Source organism: Acinetobacter sp. YH12138, from assembly GCF_015218525.1.
GTDB lineage: Bacteria > Pseudomonadota > Gammaproteobacteria > Pseudomonadales > Moraxellaceae > Acinetobacter > Acinetobacter amyesii.
The window spans coordinates 1,533,063-1,550,388 of sequence record NZ_CP048670.1; the positions used below are offsets into that span (position 1 = coordinate 1,533,063).

Annotated in this window: 14 protein-coding genes and 1 pseudogene; 11 read left to right on the plus strand and 4 right to left on the minus strand. The window is 38.2% G+C overall.

What is annotated here, in order from left to right; all coding sequences use genetic code 11:
- Positions 1–57: 57 nt before the first annotated feature.
- The 4 genes from G0029_RS07510 to G0029_RS07525 all read left to right on the plus strand — a co-directional run bounded on the left by G0029_RS07510 (position 58) and on the right by G0029_RS07525 (position 3,978).
- Entirely contained in the window at positions 58–1,179 is a 1,122-nt protein-coding gene (locus G0029_RS07510) for a phosphotransferase family protein (protein ID WP_180107131.1), read from the plus strand.
- Complete coding sequence (locus tag G0029_RS07515; RefSeq protein ID WP_180107129.1) at positions 1,176–1,874, plus strand: histidine phosphatase family protein; 699 nt, start codon at positions 1,176–1,178, stop codon at positions 1,872–1,874. Before G0029_RS07510 ends, G0029_RS07515 begins: the two co-directional genes overlap by 4 nt.
- Positions 1,875–1,893: 19 nt before the next feature.
- The gene (locus tag G0029_RS07520; RefSeq protein WP_078193819.1) at positions 1,894–2,637 is read left to right on the plus strand and encodes an SDR family oxidoreductase; all 744 of its coding nucleotides are present in this window, start codon (positions 1,894–1,896) and stop codon (positions 2,635–2,637) included.
- Between the two features lie 294 nt (positions 2,638–2,931).
- A complete protein-coding gene (locus G0029_RS07525; RefSeq protein WP_180107127.1) occupies positions 2,932–3,978 on the plus strand; it encodes a fatty acid desaturase in 1,047 nt (348 codons plus the stop codon).
- A 64-nt stretch (positions 3,979–4,042) separates the two neighbouring features.
- Here the strand turns inward: G0029_RS07525 and G0029_RS07530 are convergent, their stop codons facing one another.
- On the minus strand, positions 4,043–5,407 hold the full coding sequence (locus G0029_RS07530) for an alpha/beta hydrolase-fold protein (protein ID WP_180107125.1): 1,365 nt from the start codon (positions 5,405–5,407) through the stop codon (positions 4,043–4,045).
- A 227-nt stretch (positions 5,408–5,634) separates the two neighbouring features.
- On the opposite strand from G0029_RS07530, the pseudogene G0029_RS07535 reads away from it, so the two are divergent.
- Both G0029_RS07535 and G0029_RS07540 read left to right on the plus strand, forming a co-directional pair.
- Positions 5,635–6,349, plus strand: a pseudogene (locus G0029_RS07535) (SGNH/GDSL hydrolase family protein).
- Between the two features lie 39 nt (positions 6,350–6,388).
- Positions 6,389–6,997: a uracil-DNA glycosylase family protein gene (locus G0029_RS07540; RefSeq protein WP_180107123.1), complete on the plus strand. Its 609-nt coding sequence runs from the start codon at positions 6,389–6,391 to the stop codon at positions 6,995–6,997.
- A gap of 107 nt (positions 6,998–7,104) precedes the next feature.
- Here G0029_RS07540 and G0029_RS07545 read toward each other — a convergent pair whose 3' ends face one another.
- The gene (locus tag G0029_RS07545) at positions 7,105–7,542 is read right to left on the minus strand and encodes a hypothetical protein (RefSeq protein WP_111884355.1); all 438 of its coding nucleotides are present in this window, start codon (positions 7,540–7,542) and stop codon (positions 7,105–7,107) included.
- Positions 7,543–7,708: 166 nt separating this feature from the next.
- Here G0029_RS07545 and G0029_RS07550 point away from each other — a divergent pair, with 166 nt between their 5' ends.
- Positions 7,709–8,350, plus strand: a complete 642-nt coding sequence (locus tag G0029_RS07550) for a class I SAM-dependent methyltransferase (RefSeq protein ID WP_180107121.1) — start codon at positions 7,709–7,711, stop codon at positions 8,348–8,350.
- A gap of 94 nt (positions 8,351–8,444) precedes the next feature.
- On the opposite strand, the gene G0029_RS07555 is transcribed toward G0029_RS07550, so the two are convergent.
- The gene (locus tag G0029_RS07555; RefSeq protein WP_180107119.1) at positions 8,445–10,001 is read right to left on the minus strand and encodes a phospholipase D family protein; all 1,557 of its coding nucleotides are present in this window, start codon (positions 9,999–10,001) and stop codon (positions 8,445–8,447) included.
- Between the two features lie 125 nt (positions 10,002–10,126).
- Between G0029_RS07555 and G0029_RS07560 the strand changes: the two genes are divergently transcribed.
- From G0029_RS07560 to G0029_RS07570, 3 genes are all read left to right on the plus strand, one after another.
- Positions 10,127–11,242 carry an S-(hydroxymethyl)glutathione dehydrogenase/class III alcohol dehydrogenase gene (locus G0029_RS07560; protein WP_078193885.1) on the plus strand — a complete coding sequence of 372 codons (1,116 nt, stop codon included), beginning with the start codon at positions 10,127–10,129 and terminating at the stop codon, positions 11,240–11,242.
- A 290-nt stretch (positions 11,243–11,532) separates the two neighbouring features.
- On the plus strand, positions 11,533–12,552 hold the full coding sequence (locus G0029_RS07565) for a flavin reductase family protein (RefSeq protein ID WP_180107117.1): 1,020 nt from the start codon (positions 11,533–11,535) through the stop codon (positions 12,550–12,552).
- 34 nt (positions 12,553–12,586) lie between these two features.
- Positions 12,587–13,756: a fatty acid desaturase family protein gene (locus tag G0029_RS07570; RefSeq protein ID WP_180107115.1), complete on the plus strand. Its 1,170-nt coding sequence runs from the start codon at positions 12,587–12,589 to the stop codon at positions 13,754–13,756.
- 95 nt (positions 13,757–13,851) lie between these two features.
- Here G0029_RS07570 and G0029_RS07575 read toward each other — a convergent pair whose 3' ends face one another.
- Positions 13,852–15,435 carry an ATP-binding cassette domain-containing protein gene (locus tag G0029_RS07575; RefSeq protein WP_180107113.1) on the minus strand — a complete coding sequence of 528 codons (1,584 nt, stop codon included), beginning with the start codon at positions 15,433–15,435 and terminating at the stop codon, positions 13,852–13,854.
- A 702-nt stretch (positions 15,436–16,137) separates the two neighbouring features.
- Between G0029_RS07575 and G0029_RS07580 the strand changes: the two genes are divergently transcribed.
- Positions 16,138–17,220: a 3-deoxy-7-phosphoheptulonate synthase gene (locus G0029_RS07580; RefSeq protein ID WP_180107111.1), complete on the plus strand. Its 1,083-nt coding sequence runs from the start codon at positions 16,138–16,140 to the stop codon at positions 17,218–17,220.
- The last annotated feature ends 106 nt before the right edge of the window (positions 17,221–17,326 follow it).

Genomic DNA, 17,326 nt, shown 5'->3' on the forward strand with positions numbered 1-17,326 from the left:
AACTATAGAAAATTATATTTTTATCATCATGATAGATTCAAGTTTAGGAAGAAAAGCATGTCAGTGATCGATGTAGGCGGTTCAGTTCGTGAGGGTGAAGAACTGGATGTACGTGCTGTAGGAAATTGGTTGATTGAACATGGCGTTGAAATAGAAGGGCCTGTAGAAGTCACTCAATATTCAGGTGGCGCGTCAAATTGGACTTATCGCTTAAAATACGACAATGCTGATTTAATCTTACGTCGTCCTCCAAAAGGCACCAAAGCCAAGTCTGCACATGATATGGCACGTGAATATAACGTACAGAAAGCATTATCTGAATTTTATCCTGTGCTCCCTGAAATGGTGGCACTATGTCAGGACGAATCAGTGATTGGCTGTGATTTCTACGTGATGAAACGCGTAGAAGGCATCATTCCACGTGCAAACTTACCCAAAGAAATCAATTTTGATGAAACTCAAGTTCGAGCGTTGTGTACCAACGTCATCGATAAGTTAATTGAACTGCATCAAGTGCCTTATGAAGGCACCTCTTTAGAAAAAATAGGCAAGGGCGACGGATACTGTCGACGTCAAGTGGAAGGTTGGGACGCACGCTATGAAAAAGCCAAAACCTTAAATGTTCCTTCTTTTAAATATGTCCGTAATTGGCTCAAAGACAATATTCCTGCTGACTCTAAAACCTGTGTAATTCATAACGATTGGCGTTTTGACAACGTCATTTTAGATCCAAATGATCCTACCCAAGTGATTGGCGTATTGGATTGGGAAATGGCAACGCTTGGCGATCCGCTGATGGACTTAGGTTCAGCTTTAGCGTATTGGGTTGAAAGTGGCGATAACGCAATTTTTAAAGCGACACGCCGTCAGCCGACTAACTTGAAAGGCATGTTTAGCCGTAAAGAAGTCGTTGAATATTACTTAGAAAAAACTGGTCTTCAAACGGACAATTGGACCTTTTATGAAGTGTTCGGCATTTTCCGTTTAGCCGTAATCGCACAGCAAATTTATTATCGCTTTTACCACAAGCAAACCAATAATCCGGCATTCAAAGATTTTTGGATTGTGATCCATGCTTTACATATTCGTGCCTTAAAACTTATTGGTTTGCAAAAACTTGAAGCCAATGATGTGGCACAAAAATATATTGAAAAAATGAAGGATATTTTAGGGAAATGACCACGATATATTTAATTCGGCACGGTCAGGCTTCTTTTGGTGCAGAAAGCTATGACAAGCTTTCTCCCAATGGTGAGCTACAGGCTAAGGTGCTGGGACAGTATTTCGACCGTATTTTAAAAGAAAGTCCTTATGTAGTTACGGGCTCCATGCAACGTCATCAACAAACAGCCAATCTTGCATTGGCTGAATGCTTTCCAGAAGCACAAGTTGATACAGATAACGCGTGGAATGAATTTAATCATCAGCAAGTTTTTGCTCAATATGAACCTCGATTTAACCAACCGCATTTATTAAAAGAAGATGTGTCTAAGCATGAAAACCCGCGTGCTTATTTATCTAAAATTTTTGAAGGTGCCATTGAACGTTGGACAGGCGGAGAATTTCATCATGAATACGATGAATCTTGGCCACATTTTAAAAATCGAGTCGAAACAGCGCTAGAAAAGTTATGCACTCAACTGGCTGAAACCAAACCGCGTTATGCCGTTGTGTTTAGTTCAGGTGGAGTGATCTCCGTTGCAGTCGGTAAAATTTTAGGGCTGAGTCCTGAAAAAACATTTGCACTTAATTGGGCCATTGCCAATACCAGTATGACAACACTGCGTTTGGTTGGAAATGAACCGCAATTACTCAGTTTAAATGAACATCATTTTATAAAAGCAGTTGATCCAAATTTATTGACTTGGATCTAAGATAAACAAAGGAATTATCATGGCTAAAACAATTTTAATTACAGGTGCAAGCTCAGGGATTGGTGCAGGAATGGCACGCGAGTTTGCACAAAAAGGCTACAACTTAGCCATTTGTGCACGTCGTTTAGAGCGTCTAGAAACGCTAAAAAATGAACTGGAAAGCCAATATGGCATCAAAGTGATTGCGAAAACCCTCGATGTCACAAATTACGATCAAGTGTTTGAAGTGTTCCGTGCCTTTAAAGCAGATTTTGGCAGTATTGACCGTGTTATTGTCAACGCAGGTGTCGGTGAAGGTCGTCGTATTGGTAAAGGTAATTTTGAAATTAACCGCGCCACAGTTGAAACTAACTTTATCTCTGCTTTGGCGCAATGCGAAGCTGCGGTTGAAATTTTCCGTAGCCAAAATGCAGGGCATTTGGTGGTGATTTCGTCGATGAGTGCTATGCGTGGTATGCCTAAACATTTAACGGCTTATGGTGCAAGTAAAGCAGGTGTTGCTGCTCTAGCTGAAGGTATTCGTGCAGAGCTGATTGATACCCCAATTAAAGTGACGACAATTTTCCCAGGTTATATTCGTACGGAGATCAATGAAGGTGCGAAAAAACTACCATTTGAAGTCGATGAAAAAACTGGTTCACATCTTTTAGCAAAAGCCATTGAGAAAGCACCAGTTAAAGCTTATGTACCACAATGGCCGTGGTTGCCTTTAGGTCTTGCGATGAAAGTATTGCCGTTGAAGATCGTGAATAAATTGGGTTAAACCTTTATGCAATAATAAAGCTCCAATTTTGGGGCTTTATTATTCTCAAATGATATTCGTCATCCTCTGTAGGTTAAAAAGGAATACATAAAACCTGTGATGAAAAGACATAAAAAGCAGCCGATTTTGCAAAGAAAAAATGGAGTAAATACTCAGATTATTTATAAATAAGATATTGAAAATAAATAAAATGTTGAATATTTGAACAGACGATGATTTGTTCTCAAAATAGCGATTTCCTTTTTTTTAATTTGCTTTAATGTACAACTGTTCATTAATTTTTAGGTTTGTACTATGTCTATGTCTTCCGATATGACAGATCAACAGCGAATTAACAAAGTCAGAACTGTCGTAACGAAAGCTGGTGAAGACTTACGTCAGCAATATCCCATTTTAAAACATCAAAACTTTATAGGCGCAGCCATCCTTATTTTTGCGCTACTAGGAATGTTGGGTTCAGCTTGGGCGTTTGCTGTTGGCATTTTACCAGCATGGGCTTGTGTGATTTTGGTGGCGATGTTTGCTTCACTGACACATGAATTAGAACATGACCTGATTCATTATATGTACTTTAAAAAGACGCCGTGGGCTCACCATCTCATGTTGGCCTTGGTGTGGTTAGCACGTCCGAATACTATTAGTCCTTGGGCACGTCGTCGTTTGCATCTCAACCACCATAAATATTCAGGTTCAGAATACGATTTGGAAGAACGGGGCATTAGTAATGGCATGCCGTGGGGTTTACGTCGTATATTGGTCATTAGCGATCAATTGATGACGGTTTATTTGCGCCCATTTCAAATGTTCAAGATGATTAGGACATTCATTGAAAAACAACCTGAAAAAGAACGTAAAACGGCATTGTTCTCTCAATTGACTGGATTTTTCCCCTTAAGTTTTGTTTATTACGGCATTTGGTATGTATTTGTCATTTATCATGTAGTGAATGGTATTGCTCCAATGTTAGGGCAAAGTATTAGTTGGTCAGTCAATTTAGTAAAGTTAATTCCAACGATTAATTTTCTAGCTGTGGTTTGGATTATTCCGAACTTTATACGTTCTTTCTGCTTACAATTTATCAGCTCAAATATGCATTATTATGGTGATATTGACCCACGCGATGTCATTAAACAAACTCAGGTGTTAAATCCGTGGTGGTTGTTCCCAATGCAATTATTTTGCTTTAACTTTGGTTCGACCCATGCCATCCACCATTTTGTGGTCAAAGAGCCGTTTTATATTCGTCATCTAACCGCAAAAACTGCACACCAAGTCATGCGTGAGGTTGGTGTACGTTTCAATGATTTTGGAACCTTTAAACGCATAAATCGCTGGAATTAAATCAGTACTGGCTTCAAAAAAAGCCCTCAATTGAGGGCTTTTTTATGATCTAAACTTTTATAAATTACTTGTGTGCAAAAAAATGCTTGAGCGCATCTTGCAAGGCAACTTGCCATACCGCGTAGGAATGTCCGCTGATATATGATTGGTAATGCACATCATGACCTTTATTTTTTAAATCGGCTGCAACAATAGGTGAAGTCTCTAAAATACTCAGTTCATTATTATTTCGAGAGCTTTCATAACTATTGGCAGTAATAAACCAATGCTGTTTAGGTTGTGAGGTTTTATCACGAATGATTTTACTCATGCCATTAGGGAGGTCTGTCGGCGCATTTTGCCACCAAAATGATCCAGATAACGGTACGACATGACTAATTTGATTTGGATTTTCTAAGGCTAAATAAGCTGAACTTAAACCGCCAAGACTTGACCCAAGTAGTACCGTTTTCTTCGAATCGACTTTTGCAGGTGCATTTTTTTGAATCCAAGGCATCAGTTCATCACTAAAAAATGCTGAAAATTTAGTATTTGGTGTTAATTCTTTCGGTCGTTCCTGATCGTTCGGTGGAGAAACAAAAATGGCTTGAATTGGCGGTAACTGACCTTGCTCAACTAATATATCTAATGCCTTTGGAACATTCAGCAACTCGTTATATTGCTGACCATCAAAAAATATAGCGGTGATATAGCTTTCATTTTTCTTAGCTTTAGATTGGTAAATTTGGATTTTACGTGAGTTATTCAAAATTTTGCTGTCTAGAACAAACTCTTGTAATTGGGGCTGTTTAACATTTGGATATTGTTTTGGATCAATAAAAGGCGGGGCATCTTTAAGCGCCACTAAATTTTCATTACGCAAGCCTGATGTATCATTACTTGCGAGATAAATGTTTTTGTTGAAAGGATCAATCCGTTGCACTTGTATCACAGCACGACGCTGCGTTCTTGATTCTTTAAGTTTAGGATTAAGATGCGGACAATAATTTGACAGATAGCCTTCTAAGTTCGGTAAATCGACAGCAAAGCTATAACTGCCAATATAACGATGATCAATAATCGACTCTTTAAACCAAATATCGGTATTTGGTAGGCGTGTTAACCATTCATGGTCATTACTCGGGCCACCAATAAGACGAACATTATGCTGCGCACCTTTCCATAAGAAAACTATGCGGCTATGTTGTTCATCATAGTTTTCGATGATTGGTGTACCCATAAGCTCTACACGCTTCCAAAAATCTTCTAGTATTTGAGCATGTTGTTTTGGATTTTGATTTAACTGATGTTGTAGTTTTAGTAATATTTGGCTTTGCGCTTTGACATCTTCACATGCAGCAGCATAGGGGAAATGTTTTTTTTCTGTTGTATCGGTTAAAGCGGGTGAATTTTGAGTTTGGGCAAAAGCAGAAGAAACAGCAATGCTCATAGAGCAAGCTAAAAAAAGTGGGGAAAGTTTTTTCATTGAAATAATAAAATAGGTAGGATGAAAACTAATAAATGATAATCATTATTAATATAAAAAACTAGCAATATGCCCCAGAATGATGCTTTTAATAAAAGAAAATGTAGAAAAATAACAATAGAGTCAATGCTTTGTTTTTTAAACTAATTAAAATAATGCAGTCGACAAGCTCTCAATCATTGCTAAATATTATGCTACTCAAAGTATCAACACTGCTGCTGTTACCTGCATTACTGATCCAAGGTTACCGTGTGAAAAAAAATACACCACGTTTAGCAGAACCGATGGGAGAACGTTGTGGGATGAGTGGTCAGGGTAATCGACCATTATCGGTATTAATACTAGGTGATTCAGCAGCAGGTGTCGGCGTCGAGCATCAGTCGGATGCGCTATTAGGACAATTGCTTAAAATTTTATCGCCTGATTATCAAGTTCACTTTTGCCTTGAAGCCACAACGGGGCATAACAGCCAGCAAATCATCAATGCTTTGGACAATGTCACTATGCAGAACTTTGATGTCGTGATCAGCTCTGTTGGTGTCAATGATGTCACAGCTTTAAAACAGCCAGACCAATGGTTGAAGCTCCAGCAGTGGTTATATCAAGCTGTCGAGGAAAGGTTTCATCCACAGCTATTGATCATTTCAGGTGTGCCACCAATGAATGAGTTTCCAGCTTTACCGTTTCCATTGTCATGGTTGTTTGGACAATATTCGCAAAAGATGAATGCGCTGTTAAAAAAATTATGTTAATACTCAAGCGAATATGAGATTAATTCAATACGATTTACACGAGTATCGTGAAAAAAAATTAAAAATGGCCAAAGACGGCTTTCACCCGAGTAAAGAAATTTATCAGTTATGGGCTGAAAAAATAGCGAAACATATCACTGAACAATTTTCATAGATAATATATGATTCAATCACTTGGTGAAGTTACATCTATATGAGTAAAGATATTTCAGACGTGAATCCGCAAATCGAAACGCATCCTTTAGCGCCATTTTTGCCATCAAATGGGAAACTCTTGATGCTAGGGAGTTTTCCTCCACCCAAAACACGCTGGAAGATGGATTTTTATTATCCAAATTTCCAAAATGATATGTGGAAAATCTTTGGCCTATGTTTTTTTCAGGATAAAAATCATTTTCTCAATGTAGAGAGCAAGACTTTTAAAGAACAGCTCATTCGAGATTTTTTAAATGAAAAAGGTATAGGCATTTTTGATACGGCCTATCAAGTGATTCGTTTGAAAGGCAATGCATCAGACAAGTTTTTACAGATCTATCAGCCAACCGACATTGCGAAGCTGCTTACACAGATGCCGAATTGCCACAGTATTATGACGACGGGAGACAAGGCGACTGATACTTTGATGCTCTCGATGCCAGAAAATACTGAAAAACCACACATTGGGCATGCTGTTCGTACCGAATTTGCAGGCAGAGATTTGACTTTATACCGCATGCCATCATCATCTAGAGCTTATCCATTGGCACTGGAAAAAAAAGCTGAGGCCTATCAAAGCTTATTTAAAGATATAGGCTTACTTTAAGGAAGTTTACGTTATTGTGAGATACCTTGAAATATATGTCTCATTTAAACAGGCAAACATTCAATGATTAAAAGGTGGCATCTTAATAATGGATAAACACCAATTCCTTAGCCATCATATTCAACATAATCCCAAAGGTTTAAACGCGCTTTAATTTCTTTGCGAATATTCGGCAGCATAGGCAGTAAAGTGCCATCGATCCATAAACTCAGAGTCTGGGATGAAACTTTTTTGTTTGCATCATTTACAATTTGCGCGCCTTTCACGATCACCAAAGTTTCTTCGCTAGCTGCAGTTTCAATGCCTTTAAATAAAAGCTGTAATTCATGACCTGTATCTTGAATTAACCATTCCAACTCAATTTGAATATTGTGATTAGATTTAAGTACAGCTTGGCCTTCAATCATGTCATTGTCAGATAAGCAGTCATGCTCAACCCGAACTTTCGACAAAAACCATTCTTGATGACCAAGGTCAGAGAGCGTTGTAAAAGGCGTTAAAATATCACTTAAATTAAATTGGCGGCTTAAATCAAAAAATTGCATTAGAAAACTTTAGGAGGAGATAAAACAAAATAAGAGGTGGATGTTAAAGCATCATCAAGTGTGAGTAAAACCTTTGCTTTTATTGAGATATTTTATGTATAAATAGCATTCAATCTATCTAAATTAAGTCTAAGAAAAATGAATTGCGAAAATAATATACACATAAATGATGTGCCCAGCCCCCATAGACTTAAAAGATCCAATCGAAGCTAAACAGTGGGCAGCTGAAGTGAATCTAAAACGACCGTGGCATTATGACATCTTTCAAATGTATGTTGACTCTATTTTGGCTTTCAACCCGAATGCCCGTGTACTTGAACTGGGTTCAGGTCCAGGTTATTTGGCTGATTTTTTAATTAATCATTGTCCAAATATAGATTACACAGCATTTGATTTTTCCGAAGATATGCATGACTTGGCAAAAGAAAAACTAAGTACAACTCAACGCTTAAAATGTAATTTTATAACAGGGGATTTCAAACAATCGGATTGGGAAAAATCTCTTCACTTCAATGAAAAAAGTATCTTTGATGTGATTATTATTCATCAGGCCTTACATGAATTGAGACATAAGGCGTATGCAGCAGAGTTTCATCGGACTGTAAAAACGTTGTTAAATACACAAGGCGTGTATTTTGTATGTGATCATTTATATGCACCACATGCACAGCAAAATCATGAGTTGTATATGTCAGTTGAGGAACATTTAGCCGCGCTGAAAGCAGCCAAATATGGGCAAGTGGAATTTCTTGGCGAAATCAATGGCTTGGTTGTTTTTAAAAGCCAGCACTCATATGAACGAGACTGAACCAGAGCATTATTGAGTTGCTTAAAACTGCTTAATTCGTTCCTATTAGATCGTATCGATGAGAAAAACCTAACCAATTAGCAGTACATTGTCATTACATTATCCATTCAATGGGGAGGTATGACACTGCTTTTATACTAAATCGTTGGAATCGAGTTGTTTCTGGTTCATGAGTATAGGTTTTGGTTTTTCCATTTTTTTGATGCTCTAACCAAATGATTTCGCCGTTTTCATCCAGTTTTAATTCATACGCAATTTGCGGTAAATATTGGTTTAATGCGGCAGAAATATCGTTTTGTAATCGATCAGACTTAACGACAAGGCCAACTTCCGAATTTAAATTTGCGGAACGTGGATCAAAGTTAAATGATCCAATAAACACCATTCCGTCGATATCGAAAAATTTTGCATGCAAACTAGAGGTATTTTTGCCTTTTGCAGGGATGATATTTCCAGTTATGACCTCATACCATGTGCGTTTTGAACGCTCTATATAAGGTTTAAATTCATATAGTTTCACGCCATTTTCGAGTAAGTCTTTGCGATATTTTTGATAAAACGCATGAACGACAGCGACGTCATTGGCTAAAAATGAATTGGTTAACACACGGACTTCTACATTTTTACCTGCAAGACCCGTTAGAAAGTCAGTTCCTTGTTGCGTGGGAACAAAATAAGCTGAAACCAATTCCATGCGTTCCTTGGGCTGTCCCATCAAGGTCGAAAATTGGTTATAAATTAATTCTTGCTCTTTAGCCTCACCACGAATTTTATTCGGACTATCCGCAATGAAATGTGCTACGGCCCAATTCACCGGTCTTAGTTTAAGCTGAGCCGCCAGTTGTTGCTGTGCATAGTTAATGCGCTGTTGATCTTTAGTCAACGTTGTAGAGTTTTCTTGGTACGTTTGTCTTAATTGATTTAAGTCTTCTTTTGTACCTGCACCAATCCATTGCTGAACAGAATAACTTAAATCATCATTCCAAAAGTTCAAAAACACTTGATTGGCTTGTTGAATGGCTTCCCCATAGAAAAGGATATCCAAATCTGTAAATTGAAAACTTTCACTGGCATCAAAATATTCATTACTGATGTTACGACCACCAGTTACACCTATAAAACCATCGGCAACAATTAATTTATTATGCATACGATGGTTAATGTGCTTTAAGCGAAATGCATAATCAATGACACGTAATTTTCTGAATTTATAGGGATTAAACAGTTTGATTGAAATGTTGGGATGAGCTGAAAGGGATTGTAAGGTCGGATCGAGTTTCGTCCCGTTTTGATCATCAATTAGTAGCCTTACTTTTACCCCACGGTCAGCGGCATGCAGTAATTCTTGAAACATCAGATGCCCAATAGCATCATTTTCCCAAATATAATATTGCAAATCGATGGTGTATTTTGCGTTTCGAATCAAATGCAGGCGAGATGCAATGCTTAAGAAGGCATCATCTAAGGCTAAATAAGCCGTTTGTTTTTGTTGTAATTTTTCTAAATCCGTAGCAGACGTAATCCATTTTTCTGCATGTGATTGTATAGGGACATCTTTTTTTGACTGATTGCTAGGTAAGCTGCATCCAGTTAATAGGCTGATCGAAACAGTTAAACCGACAGTACAACTTATTTCACGTAATTGTATCATTCGAATAGCATTAATCATTCCTTGAAAAATTCATCATAACATCATGTTTTAAGGTTGTATCTAGGCTTAAAAAGAGGTTACTGTAACTCATCTGTTAATATAAGCCATACAGGATGTTTTTAGACATGAAATCACGTGCAGCCGTTGCTTTTGGACCGGGTCAGCCTTTAGAAATTGTTGAAATTGATGTGGCACCACCTAAAGCAGGTGAGGTTTTAGTCAAAATTAGCCATACAGGTGTGTGTCATACAGATGCATTTACATTGTCAGGTGATGATCCTGAAGGCGTATTTCCAGCAATTTTAGGGCATGAAGGTGCAGGTGTTGTGGTTGAAGTCGGTGAAGGTGTGACTTCAGTGCAACCGGGTGATCATGTTATTCCACTTTATACTGCAGAATGTGGTGAATGTTTATTCTGTAAATCGGGTAAAACAAATCTTTGTGTATCGGTACGAGCAACACAAGGGAAAGGTTTAATGCCGGATGGCACAACACGTTTTTCTTATAATGGTCAGCCGATTTATCACTATATGGGCTGTTCAACATTCTCTGAATATACAGTGGTAGCAGAAGTGTCTTTGGCAAAAATTAACCCTGAAGCGAATCATGAACATGTATGTTTGTTGGGTTGCGGCGTAACAACAGGCCTTGGTGCAGTCAAAAATACCGCTAAAGTTCAGGAAGGTGACTCAGTTGCAGTCTTTGGTTTAGGTGGTATTGGTTTGGCTGTGGTACAAGGTGCTAAAAAAGCCAAAGCAGGTCGTATCATTGCGGTAGATACCAATCCTGACAAATTCAAACTGGCTGAAGAATTTGGCGCTACAGATTTTGTTAATCCAAAAGATTATGATCGTCCAGTTCAAGAAGTGATTGTAGAAATGACGGGTTGGGGCGTCGACCATTCATTTGAATGTATTGGCAATACCAATGTGATGCGCTCTGCTTTGGAATGTGCTCACCGTGGTTGGGGGCAATCTGTGATTATTGGTGTGGCAGGTGCAGGTCAAGAAATTTCAACCCGTCCATTCCAATTGGTTACAGGTCGTACTTGGAAAGGCACTGCTTTCGGTGGTGTTAAAGGTCGTTCACAATTACCGGGTATGGTAGAAGAAGCCATGTCAGGCGAGATCAAACTTGAACCATTCGTGACCCATACCATGGGGCTGGATAAAATCAATGAAGCCTTTGATTTAATGCATGAAGGTAAATCAATTCGCTCTGTTGTACATTTTGAAGATTAAACTTTGATTTAAATATTTTTGATTAAACGACTAATCATTTAAAAATTAATGCGTTAATTTTCACTATTTAAAAACTAGGCTTTTGCCTAGTTTTTTTATTTGTGTCGTTATAACAAATCAAAACTTCAAATTAGGATTTGCAAAAAGTGACAAATTGTTAGACATAAAATGATAAAAAATGCCAAATGATAGATTTTGTCCCGAATTCACATGGTGGGAAATTAGCACTAAACATAAGGTAAGCATAATTTAAAAACAAATGTATATTAATGCATTATCCGAGGCAAAAAATGACAACTACAAGTTACAAGCCTGAGTGGATTCGGGAAGATTTTATTGATTTTATTGCAGAAAAATTTGATGCAATTTGGGCCTACAAACGTATAAAAGCACAATTGGTCAAATCACGTTGTGTGGGGATCGGGTTTTATGAACTGAGTTTTTTAGCGAATCACAACTTTAAAGCAGAAAATTATCGACCAGGCCAATGTGTTCTGGTGACAGTTGTAAAGGATGGTGTACGGCATCAACGTAGCTATAGCATCGTCGAAATCAATACATCTAGTCATGTAGTAATCGCAGTCAAACAACAAGGCAAAGTGTCCAACTGCCTGACGCAATTAAAAACAGGTGATGTTGTTGAATTATCGCAACCGCAAGGTGAGTTTGGCCTAAAGCTAAATTCGGATCGACCAATTTTACTGCTTGCTTCAGGTAGTGGCATTACCTCAATCATGACTTTGTTTAAACAAGCAATTCAGCTTGGACGTCCGGTTGACCTGATTTACTTCAATCGAGATGATGCTTACTTGGATGAATTGATTCAACTAGCGAAGCAATCTAACCGTGCGCATTTACATGCGATTAATACGCTGAAAACCAAATTGCATATCACACCAGAGGTGCTAAATCACATGGTCCCTGATTTTAAGCAGCGAGATTGCTATGCCTGTGGTGCAGCGCCAATGATGCAAAGCATTGAGCAACTGTATCGTGAGTTCAAGCTTTCAGAGTATTTAAATACTGAATACTTTCAAATGATTGCTGATGATTCAGTGCCTGCTCAACCTGTCACTTTTAGTTTAGCCCAACAAGATTTTTTAGCAGAAGGTAACTTACTTGAAAGTGCTGAAAAAGCCGGTTTAAAACCTGCACATGGCTGTCGGATGGGTATTTGTAATACTTGTTCGTGTACGAAATTGCAGGGTTCAGTGAAAAACTTACTCACTGGCGAAATCGATCATGCGAATAACACACAAATCAAATTATGTGTCTCTCAGGCAATTTCACCTGTACGTATTCAACTCTAATCCTAGCCGCATAAAAATAATCAGGGGTATCACCATGAATCAATCGATATATATTCGTCCGAATAGTAAGTCACGTTATTTATCTCCAGAACAAAATGCTGAATTTGGCGAAAAAGTTGAGCAAATTCGCCGTGAAATCATGCAGAGTGTAGGTGAAAAAGATGCAGCGTATATTTATAAAATTCGTAATTTTGTACGTTATAGCGAAATCGCATCTCGTGGCATGTTGATGTTTGCAGGTTGGATTCCACCAGTTTGGTTAATGGGTACGGGTTTATTGGGTATTTCTAAAATCGTAGAGAACATGGAACTCGGTCATAATGTGATGCATGGTCAGTTTGATTGGTTAAATGACCCGAGTTTAAATGGTGCTAATTATGATTGGGATACCATTGCCACAGGTCAAGACTGGAAATATACCCATAACTATGTGCATCATACCTATACCAATATTGTCGGTATGGACCATGATGTCGGCTATGGCTTAATCCGTGTGAGTGAATCGCAAAAGTGGGAGCCACGTTTTCTTTTCAATATTCCACTGGCAGCCCAACTCATGGTTTTCTTTGAGTGGTATGTCGGCATTCAACGTTTACATTTAGAAGATGTTATTGCGTATAAAACCAAAACTTGGAAAGATGTATGGCATGAAGCGGTCGATGTACGTCAGAAAATTAAGCGCCAAGTGATTAAAGATTATGTGTTTTTCCCGCTTATTGCAGGTCCCAATGCGATTCCGGTATTTGCAGGAAATGCTGTAGCCAACGTGATTCGTAGCTTATGGGCTTCCGCTGTCATCTTTAATGGCCATTTTACAGAAGATGCGGAAAACTTTGAGATGGACAATACCGAAAATGAAACTCGAGCAGAGTGGTATCTCCGTCAAATTCGTGGCTCCAGTAATTTTAGTGGAACACAATGGTTGCATATACTCAGTGGTAATTTGAGTCACCAAATTGAACACCATTTATTCCCTGATATGCCTGCAAACCGCTATGCAGAAGCCGCACCTAAAATTAAAGCACTTTGTGAGGAATATGGTATTCACTACAACGAAGCCAGTTTTATCAAACAGTTTGCCAGCGTTTGGGTTCGACTCGCGAAATGTTCAGTGCCGAATGACTGGAGAGCCGAGCTCAAGGAACGCTCAGCATCACTTCAGCAGCGCCTTAAACAAAAAATCATGAAGAAAATCGGGCGTTAAAACACAGTATCGAATGGATGATTTTTAAAGCTGTAAATTCGCCAAAGTAGCGTTCATCTACTTTGGCTTTTTTAGATATATCTAGCGAGCGAGAGTTATTCAACTAATTGCACGCTATTCTGAATGCCACAAGATTCTACAAAATATGCATCATGTGAAACGAGGATCACCGCACCTGTATAATGCTGAATGGCTTGAGCCAATAACATTCTAGACTCTATATCTAAGTGATTTTCAGGTTCATCTAACAATAAAAGCTCAATATTCGGTGTTAAATAATTTAAGCCCAACAAGGTCACTTTTAAACGCTCACCACCACTTAAACAGTGAAATGGCAGTTCCGCTTTTTGACCACGGATTCTAAGTTGACCGAGTTGATTACGCCATTCCGTTGACGAAACCTCAGGATTAAACTTTGCCAAATTGTCCAAAACACTCAGTTCAGGTGATAAATTACTCAAGTTTTGATCTAAATACAGGGTATGCACAGACAAAAACGTTTCATGGCTAGACTGTGATGTGACCTGACTCAAATACTTTAGAAATGTAGATTTACCAATACCATTTTTTCCTTTTAAATGAATTTTTTCACCTGCCTGTAAGGCCAAGTCGAAAGGCTGGTGCTTAGATGTTTTGCGATGAAAATGTTTAACTCTTAAGATTTCTCCTGTTTTTTCAGCGTGATGTTGAAAAACGAATTGCTGCTCTTTGACATGCTCAAGTTGTTGCTGTGACAGTGTTAGTTGAGATCTCTTTTCTTCCAATTGCTTCTGCTGTTGCGTTTGAACTGTCGCGAGGCTTTGACCGGCTTGTTCCTTTTTAAAATCGAGTAACACTTTGGCTTGGGTGCTTGACTTGCGTAGGACACGCCCTTGTTGTTCTCGTTTTTGCGCTTTCATCTGTGTTTCGTGTTGTTGTAATTTGAGTTGTTTTAACTCACGCTGCTGCTTTAAAGCATTACGCTGTAAGGCTTTATTTTGCAGATCATTTTGTTGAACGTAGTCTTCATAGTTTCCAGTAACATGACTGAGTCCAAACTCATTTAAAGCATAGATATGCTCTACATGTTGCAGCAATCCTCGATCATGACTGACGACGAATGCACCCGCAGGATGGTTTTTTAAACGATCGATGAGCCATATACGTGAAGATGCATCTAAATGGTTACTAGGTTCATCCAAAAGTAAATAATGGTCAGTTTTTAAAAATAATGCACACAAAGCCAATTTGGTTTTTTGACCTTCACTCAGCTGAGCGAGTGGAAAATTTAAATCTATTGGTAATGAAGCTTGCTTAAGTTGTTGCTCCCATAGTGCAGGACGGTGCCACTGGTTTTCAGTCAGCTCAAAGTCTTCAAAACTTGTGCTGCCTATTTCGATACGTTGAAATGCGTCATATAAGTCTTCCACACCGAGTGCAGAAGCAATCGTGTCAGCGTCTAGTCGAGAAAATTGTGATAAATAGGCATGTGGTACATTCCATGAAATTTCCCCTTCATAGGGGAAATCTTTCAGATTTTGCGCATGTAAGATTTTAAGGATGCAGGACTTTCCTAAACCATTGCGACCAATACATGCCGAAAGTTGCTGTTGATTGAGGTTAAATTTCAGGTTTTTAAAAAGTGTTTTGGATGGAAATTCCAAGCTTAATTTGGAAATTGTACAAGCCGTTTGAGTCATAGATGCACCTTGCGATAGCAAAGATGCGCAATACAAATAACTAATTTTACTCTATAAAAAAGACAATATTTGAGAAAATGCAGTCGAAGTCATTAGCCATGTGTTTGCACATCAAAAAAATGGATTTGATGATGAAAAAAACAGGGCTTACTTCATTGGTAAATACTCGAATTAAAAATAAATGGAAAAAAGCTTTAAACAGCCTAATGTTGTGCAGTCTAATAAATGTTCATTTATTAATCAATACATCAAATTTTAAAAATAGGTCGCAATTATTTACAGCAGCGTTATTTAATACAACAAAATAGCAAAAAACTATTGTCAAACCGATGAATACAGCGTATTTTAATTTTCAGACAGATACTTTTTGATGAAATCAAGATGTTAAAGCAACCTTTAATCTCAAACGCATATTATTACTTCTGGCAGTTTAGATAATTGCCTGAACGCGTTCGGGCATGAAAAAGGTTGCCCACCAAGTTTATACCTGATCGGCAACCCTGATCAGGTTTTTTTATGTCTTGATTTTTATAATATTTTTTTGGAGAAATCTCATGTTTACAGTAAATAATTCATATTTTAGCAATGGTTATTGGTTTTACTTTAGTCAGTCTATGTCTAAAGCCTTGAAGTCCCAAAGTCCCATAACGCTCAGATAAAAGATCGGACTGTTTATACGTACAGTCCAAAGGAATAGAACCAATGAATGCGCTAAATACTGCTTTACAACAAACTCAAAATTCAGAAATTCAGAAATCTACACAGCCAAAAGAAACGCTTTTGAGCTTGCCACATCAACTCAAACAACAATTACCTTTATCAGTTCATGCTGCAGAACAAATTGCTGCACATCGTGCAACGATTCAAAATATTTTGACGGGTCAAGACCCGCGTCTAATGATTATTACAGGTCCATGTTCAATCCATGATCCGATTGCTGCTTTGGAATATGCTGAAAAATTAAAACAATTACAGGCACAGGTTTCAGATCAAATTTTTCTTGTGATGCGCGCATACATTGAAAAACCACGAACTACAGTGGGCTGGAAAGGCTATATGTATGACCCAAGTTTAGATGGTTCATCTAATATGCAATTGGGCTTAGAAAAATCACGTGAGCTGTACTTACAAATTATTGAAATGGGTTTGCCGATCGCCTCTGAAATTTTAAGCCCAATGGCGACGGGTTATTTTGATGACCTTTTGGCATGGGGTGCAATCGGTGCGCGTACCAGCGAATCACAAATTCATCGTGAAATCTCAAGTCATATGCCATACAGCATCGGTTTCAAAAACGGAACAGATGGCTCAATCCAAATTGCTCTAGATGCCATTCAATCTGCTTCGCATCCACACCAGTTTTTAGGTATGAGTCAAACTGGCTTACCGTGTATTTTAGAATCTGTTGGTAACCCGCAAGCACATTTGATTTTACGTGGCTCAAATACAGGTCCAAATTATAGTTTGGCTGAAATAGACAAAATCCGCAGTAAAGTAAAAGGTGATTTACCGGCTTTAGTCATCGATTGTAGTCATGGCAATAGCCATAAAGACCCAATGAAGCAACCTGAAGTATTACGCACAATTGTTGCGGAGCGTGAGCATACCCAAGTGCGTGGTGTGATGTTGGAAAGTCATTTAGTGGATGGTAATCAAAAAATTAGTTGTGACATGACTTATGGTCAATCTGTAACAGATGGATGCTTAGGTTGGGACAAAACCATTGATTTGATTCAACAGGTTGCGAATGAACTTCGTGCATCACAAATCAAACGTAGTGCTTAACAATCCAGAGCATACTCAGTCTGAATTGATTTAGCCCAAAGCCTTAGAACATTGATTGTTCTAAGGCTTTTATTTTGAAAAATCCTTTGTTGCTTACTTCAATATA

Coding starts and splice junctions, on each gene's coding strand:
- G0029_RS07510 (WP_180107131.1), top strand. CDS start 58: ATGTCAGTGATCGATGTAGGCGGTTCAGTTCGTGAGGGTGAAGAACTG.
- G0029_RS07530 (WP_180107125.1), bottom strand. CDS start 5,407: ATGAGCATTGCTGTTTCTTCTGCTTTTGCCCAAACTCAAAATTCACCC.
- G0029_RS07565 (WP_180107117.1), top strand. CDS start 11,533: ATGACAACTACAAGTTACAAGCCTGAGTGGATTCGGGAAGATTTTATT.
- G0029_RS07575 (WP_180107113.1), bottom strand. CDS start 15,435: ATGACTCAAACGGCTTGTACAATTTCCAAATTAAGCTTGGAATTTCCA.
- G0029_RS07560 (WP_078193885.1), top strand. CDS start 10,127: ATGAAATCACGTGCAGCCGTTGCTTTTGGACCGGGTCAGCCTTTAGAA.
- G0029_RS07580 (WP_180107111.1), top strand. CDS start 16,138: ATGAATGCGCTAAATACTGCTTTACAACAAACTCAAAATTCAGAAATT.
- G0029_RS07540 (WP_180107123.1), top strand. CDS start 6,389: ATGAGTAAAGATATTTCAGACGTGAATCCGCAAATCGAAACGCATCCT.
- G0029_RS07550 (WP_180107121.1), top strand. CDS start 7,709: ATGATGTGCCCAGCCCCCATAGACTTAAAAGATCCAATCGAAGCTAAA.
- G0029_RS07570 (WP_180107115.1), top strand. CDS start 12,587: ATGAATCAATCGATATATATTCGTCCGAATAGTAAGTCACGTTATTTA.
- G0029_RS07545 (WP_111884355.1), bottom strand. CDS start 7,542: ATGCAATTTTTTGATTTAAGCCGCCAATTTAATTTAAGTGATATTTTA.
- G0029_RS07515 (WP_180107129.1), top strand. CDS start 1,176: ATGACCACGATATATTTAATTCGGCACGGTCAGGCTTCTTTTGGTGCA.
- G0029_RS07525 (WP_180107127.1), top strand. CDS start 2,932: ATGTCTATGTCTTCCGATATGACAGATCAACAGCGAATTAACAAAGTC.
- G0029_RS07555 (WP_180107119.1), bottom strand. CDS start 10,001: ATGATACAATTACGTGAAATAAGTTGTACTGTCGGTTTAACTGTTTCG.
- G0029_RS07520 (WP_078193819.1), top strand. CDS start 1,894: ATGGCTAAAACAATTTTAATTACAGGTGCAAGCTCAGGGATTGGTGCA.